General features: G+C 39.4%; 5 protein-coding genes and 3 pseudogenes. All 8 read left to right on the top strand.

The annotated features are described in order from the left end of the window. On the top strand, window positions 1-855 hold an 855-nt coding region (locus D9738_RS25300; RefSeq protein WP_130261185.1), incomplete at its 5' end, for an RHS repeat-associated core domain-containing protein. Window positions 856-868: 13 nt separating this feature from the next. Beyond that, window positions 869-1,354 (top strand): sel1 repeat family protein, encoded by a 486-nt coding sequence (locus D9738_RS21990; RefSeq protein ID WP_130261184.1) that lies wholly within the window; start codon window positions 869-871, stop codon window positions 1,352-1,354. Between the two features lie 64 nt (window positions 1,355-1,418). Continuing rightward, window positions 1,419-1,589, top strand: a pseudogene (locus D9738_RS21985) (IS630 family transposase); the annotation flags it as partial. Window positions 1,590-1,685: 96 nt separating this feature from the next. Further along, window positions 1,686-1,874: pseudogene (locus D9738_RS25295) on the top strand (RHS repeat-associated core domain-containing protein); the annotation flags it as partial. Window positions 1,875-1,985: 111 nt separating this feature from the next. After that, window positions 1,986-2,402, top strand: coding sequence for a hypothetical protein (locus D9738_RS25290; RefSeq protein ID WP_240780610.1), 417 nt, complete (start codon window positions 1,986-1,988; stop codon window positions 2,400-2,402). Between the two features lie 14 nt (window positions 2,403-2,416). After that, window positions 2,417-2,818 carry a DUF6258 family protein gene (locus D9738_RS21975; protein WP_130261183.1) on the top strand — a complete coding sequence of 134 codons (402 nt, stop codon included), beginning with the start codon at window positions 2,417-2,419 and terminating at the stop codon, window positions 2,816-2,818. Between the two features lie 116 nt (window positions 2,819-2,934). Next, window positions 2,935-3,630 (top strand): annotated as a pseudogene (locus tag D9738_RS21970) (RHS repeat-associated core domain-containing protein); the annotation flags it as partial. Window positions 3,631-4,352: 722 nt separating this feature from the next. Beyond that, the coding region (locus D9738_RS21960) for an ISAs1 family transposase (RefSeq protein ID WP_240780609.1) at window positions 4,353-5,419 on the top strand (1,067 nt) is incomplete at its 3' end.

Below are 5,419 nucleotides of genomic sequence, written 5' to 3'. Positions count from 1 at the left end.
ATGGACCCGGTGTACACGCCGGCGCGAAAAATCCACCTGTACCACTGCGACCATCGCGGCCTGCCGCTGGCCCTTATCAGCACGGAAGGGACAACAGCGTGGTACGCAGAATACGATGAATGGGGCAACCTGCTGAATGAAGAGAACCCGCATCATCTGCAGCAGCTCATTCGCCTGCCGGGTCAGCAGTATGATGATGAGTCGGAGCTGTTTTACAACCGCCACCGGTATTATGACCCGCTGCAGGGGCGATATATCACTCAGGATCCGATTGGGCTGAAGGGGGGATGGAATTTTTATCAGTATCCGTTGAATCCGGTTCAGTATATAGACCCTTTTGGATTAGCTGATATGAATTTCTATGATGAGGGGCTACGCAGAAATGTATCACTGCATGCTGCAACAGATAAAATAAATATTCCTGCCGTTTTTACTATTGGAGGACATGGATATCCTGGTTTTATTACAGATGAAAATGGAAACTATGAGACTGCTGAGGGATTAGCCAAGAGAATCAGAGCTAATCCACGCTATAAAAAGGGAATGTCTGTTTGGTTATTCTCATGTGGTACAGCCAGAGAGGGAGATAAATCTTTTGCCAGCAAGTTAGCCAGAGCACTTCATGCAAATGTCACTGGAGCTGATACACAATGGCAAGTATGGATGGCGTGGGATAATAATACTCCTCTTTTTAATACGATCCAAACAGGACTTACGGATAATATCTCGGCAATTGACACAAGTAATAATGTCATAACTGGTAATAATATGGGCCGCTGGATAACGTTTGGTCCTTCAGGCCAACCCATTTCGTCCACTCCTGGTAAAGTTATGAGACCAAGTGATATAAAATAACAAAGGTGGCAACATGAAGCGTTTTTTATTTATTCTGATTGCAAATATTTTCTTTTTCTCTTGTGGTTTATATGGAGGTGAAATCCCCTCCCCTGTTAAGCTCCATAACATGGAAATAAGCTCAACATCTGAATTATTTAATTTAAGTGAAAATCAAAGATATGAACTTGATATTAAATCTGAGGGCGGGGATGGTGATGGTGATGCGTCATATCGATTACATCAATATTATACATATGTTTGCTTTAATATACCCAAGCAAATTAAATATCTGGCAAGGGCTGCATCTCAAGGAAATATCACAGCGCAATGTAATTATGCGATGATTCTATCCTCAGAGGAGGACGATTCCTATTTAAAATATTATAATTTAGATAATGCAATTAATTGGATGAAAATGGCTGCCTCACATGGTTATATTAAAGCCGAAGTTGAATTGCTAAGGCTTGAAAGACTAAAAGAAACTATGAGGTTAGGGAAAGATCATCCAATGCCGTAGGCACAAAGATGCAAGGCAAGATATTTTTCATATTATAAGCATAATGTTGTGAAAAGCGGGCTGCGATTGTATTAAAGCCATTCTTCTGGCTTCTGAAGGCTGAAATTCAGTCATGATTACTCAGGCTCTGCGCCTGCATCAGACCACCGTTGATCACCATATCCATGAGTTTATGAATAAAGAGAAGTTAAAGCACGAAAACTGTGGTTCAGACAGTAAACTCAGTGCTGAACAAATATCGCTCTTAATCAAATAATTATCTTATAATTCAGGGAAAGATCACGGTGTGCCGTAGGCACAAAGATGCAAAACGGGACGTTTTGCATGTAATAAGCAGCTCATTCGCCTGCCGGGGCAGCAGTATGATGAGGAGTCCGGCCTGTATTACAACCGCCACCGCTATTATGACCCGCTGCAGGGACGATATATCACTCAGGATCCGATTGGACTGGAAGGCGGGTGGAATTTTTATCAGTATCCGTTGAATCCGGTTCAGTATATAGACCCTTTGGGATTAGATCTATTATCATTACCTTCTCCCAGACAAAAACCTGTAAGTCAATCCTGTACTATTGATCCTATAACTCAACAACCTGTTGGTAGGTTTATAGGTGATTCTAAAGGCAATATTATGGTTGAACCGGTAGGTGGCAGAACAATCCCGTATCCCCCCAGTAATCCAGGAAGTGCAGATACTCACACTCTTTATCAGAATAACTCAAATGCTTATAGGCTTAATCCAATAGGGCATGCAAACAATTCAACACCACATGCACACTTACCAGGAACAGGTAGCGGTATGAAAGGCCAAGGTCCATCCCTTGATGTTAATGGTCGCGTTGTACCATGGAATAGTAGTGCCGCACATATCGGTATTAGATCACTCGGTACACTAAGCTTTTTTAGTTCTGTTTTACATATGTTTACACTTATATCATGTAGAGAGGGAACGTTTGGACAATGTTATTGTGCTATGTATGTTGAAATGTCAACGGGAAGCAATCAAGATGAGGCTGATATAGTGTGCGGAATGCCTGAGTATTTTTAGAATAGGGGAGTAATATGTTTGATAGAATATATCTTGGTGATCGAGCAATAAAAAAAATTGAATTTGATTTATGGAGTAAACAAATTAGAATTCAGGTTAATTTAATCTCAAGGATAGTCTATGGTACAACGGAATGGAATTTTTATGATAATGAAGACTTAGAAGATGGTTATTTGGTATTTTCAGATGTTAGTTTCTTTAATATAACTCCTAATGGCTCTATTCCAGATGATTATATAATTTCAATAATTACAGATAATGTCAATGTTGAATATTTTGAATCAACTATAGTTGCAGTTGGACAAATACCAAATACAAATTCTGGAGACATTGATAATATTGGTGAGTGTCAAATTTTCATCAGGTATAAACACAGCTGGATTGAGAATAAATTCAAAGAAAAAATAATTGAATAACCATGTTATGTATAGACATTTTAGATGGAACGAACCAGAGGAAGGCATGCCTCCGACTTGGGTTATATGGGCACGGAGTTTTAGTGTAGTGAACTCAACGACGCAAACCGAATAACCTGCCGCTGGCGCTTATCAGCACGGAAGGGACAACAGCGTGGTACGCGGAATACGATGAATGGGGCAACCTGCTGAGTGAGGAGAACCCGCATCAGCTGCAGCAGCTTATCCGGCTGCCGGGGCAGCAGTATGATGAGGAGTCCGGCCTGTATTACAACCGCCACCGCTATTATGACCCGCTGCAGGGGCGATATATCACTCAGGATCCGATTGGGCTGGAAGGCGGGTGGAATTTTTATCAGTATCCGTTGAATCCGATCTCAGAGATAGACCCACAAGGGTTAAATCCGTTAATTCTTGGTGTTGTAGCACTGATGAGTTGCGGTTTGTTTTCATCAGGTGGTGTTATCCAAAGTGGGCAACAACGCAGAGATCAATATGGCCGTAAAGTTAATCCAGAAGCCGACAAATTAACAGATGAACATAAGTCAGGTGTAAATCCTGGAGGTAACTGTAGTCCCCAGAACCTGAGTGACTTACAAAATGAAAAAAACAGATTATGTAACCAGTCTAGAGCTTGCGCTCCTCAGATGCTGAGAAAAGAAATATTGAGACGGTACGAGATAAATTTGGCGTGCGCTTCGGTCAGAAAGCAGATTAATAATCAGTGCTTTGGTGGTGGAGATAAGGCCCATATGGAAGAAGAGAATAAAGCATATAAAACAGCAGCTGATTGCAGTGGATTAATAAAATGAAAAAAATAATTTTCTCTAACGAGAGTGCAGTCTATGATGAACTTATGATTCATTTCCCATGCCAGCCATTACCTCATATTTCAAATGATATTACAGGGCTGGAGTAACTGGATATTGTATATAATTTTTTCCAAAAGAAACAATGGAATGAAATAGCCAACAATTTAAAAATAAAGGATGACTCTTATGCTTTAGAGTTAGGAATTACATTCCTCCCTGAGAAAGTATTCTGCTATTACATCCCTCTGTATATTTATGCCTCGTTGTTTAATAAGAATTATTTTTGGGTTTTTGAATCCGATTTTATTCAACAATATTTATGTCCTGAGTATCGGGATCACGATGATTTTTTGAATTTTGTTTTTAATTTTTCAGATATACAACTATCTATTATTGCACAATTTATGTCTTATGAATCAGACGCTGGATTCTTTTATGCAAGTAAAGCTTGTATGGATTTTTGGGAAGGTTATTCACCTCTATTACATAAGAAAATTTAATCGTAAAAGGTATAAATGGTTTAATAAAAAACTTGTCTACTCGTTGGAGTAGATGAAAAATAAGATGACGTTGGCATACAGGGGAAGATTACGTAACGCTGCTTTTTTGTACTAAATAATTCGCACTAAATGTTCAATAATTGAGATATTCCTTATTTCCTAAAGCTGTTTTTCATTGCTTATACATGATCAAATACTCCTTACCTAATTAAGGAGAACAAAATGGAAATTAAAAAATTGATGGAACATATTTCTATTATTCACGATTACAGACAAGCCTGGAAAGTGGAACATAAATTGTCGGATATTCTACTGTTGACTATTTGTGCCGTTATTTCTGGTGCAGAAGGTTGGGAAGATATAGAGGATTTTGGGGAAACTCATCTCGATTTTTTGAAGCAATATGGTGATTTTGAAAATGGTATTCCTGTTCACGATACCATTGCCAGAGTTGTATTCTGTATCAGTCCTGCAAAATTTCACGAGTGCTTTATTAACTGGATGCGTGACTGCCATTCATCAAATGATAAAGACGTCATTGCAATTGATGGAAAAACGCTCCTGCATTCTTATGACAAGAGTCGCCGCAAGGGAGCGATTCATGTCATTAGTGCATTCTCAACAATGCACAGTCTGGTCATCGGACAGATCAAGACGGATGAGAAATCTAATGAGATCACAGCTATCCCAGAACTTCTTAACATGTTGGATATTAAAGAAAAAATTATCACAACTGATGCGATGGGTTGCCAGAAAGATATTGCAGAGAAGATACAAAAACAGGGAGGTGATTATTTATTCGCTGTAAAAGGAAATCAGGGGCGGCTTAATAAAGCCTTTGAGGAAAAATTTCCACTGAAAGAATTAAATAATCCAGAGCATGACAGTTACGCAATTAGTGAAAAGAGTCACGGCAGAGAAGAAATCCGTCTTCACATTGTTTGCGATGTCCCTGATGAACTTATTGATTTCACGTTTGAATGGAAAGAACTGAAAAAATTATGCGTGGCAGTCTCCTTTCGCTCAATAATAGCAGAACAAAAGAAAAAGCCAGAAATGATGGTCAGATATTATATCCGTTCTGCTGATTTAACCGCAGAGAAGTTCGCCACAGCGATCCGAAATCACTGGCACGTGGAGAATAAGCTGCACTGGCGTCTGGACGTGGTAATGAATGAAGACGACTGCAAAATAAGAAGAGGAAGCGCAGCAGAATTATTTTCAGGGATACGGCACATTGCTATTAATATTTTGACGAATGATAAGGTATTCAAGGCAGGGTTAAGACG

Origin of the sequence: Escherichia sp. E10V5 (genome assembly GCF_004212315.1) — a bacterium.
Classification (GTDB): domain Bacteria; phylum Pseudomonadota; class Gammaproteobacteria; order Enterobacterales; family Enterobacteriaceae; genus Escherichia.
Note: the sequence above shows the minus strand (reverse complement) of the source record. Positions and strands in the feature narration are given on the sequence as shown.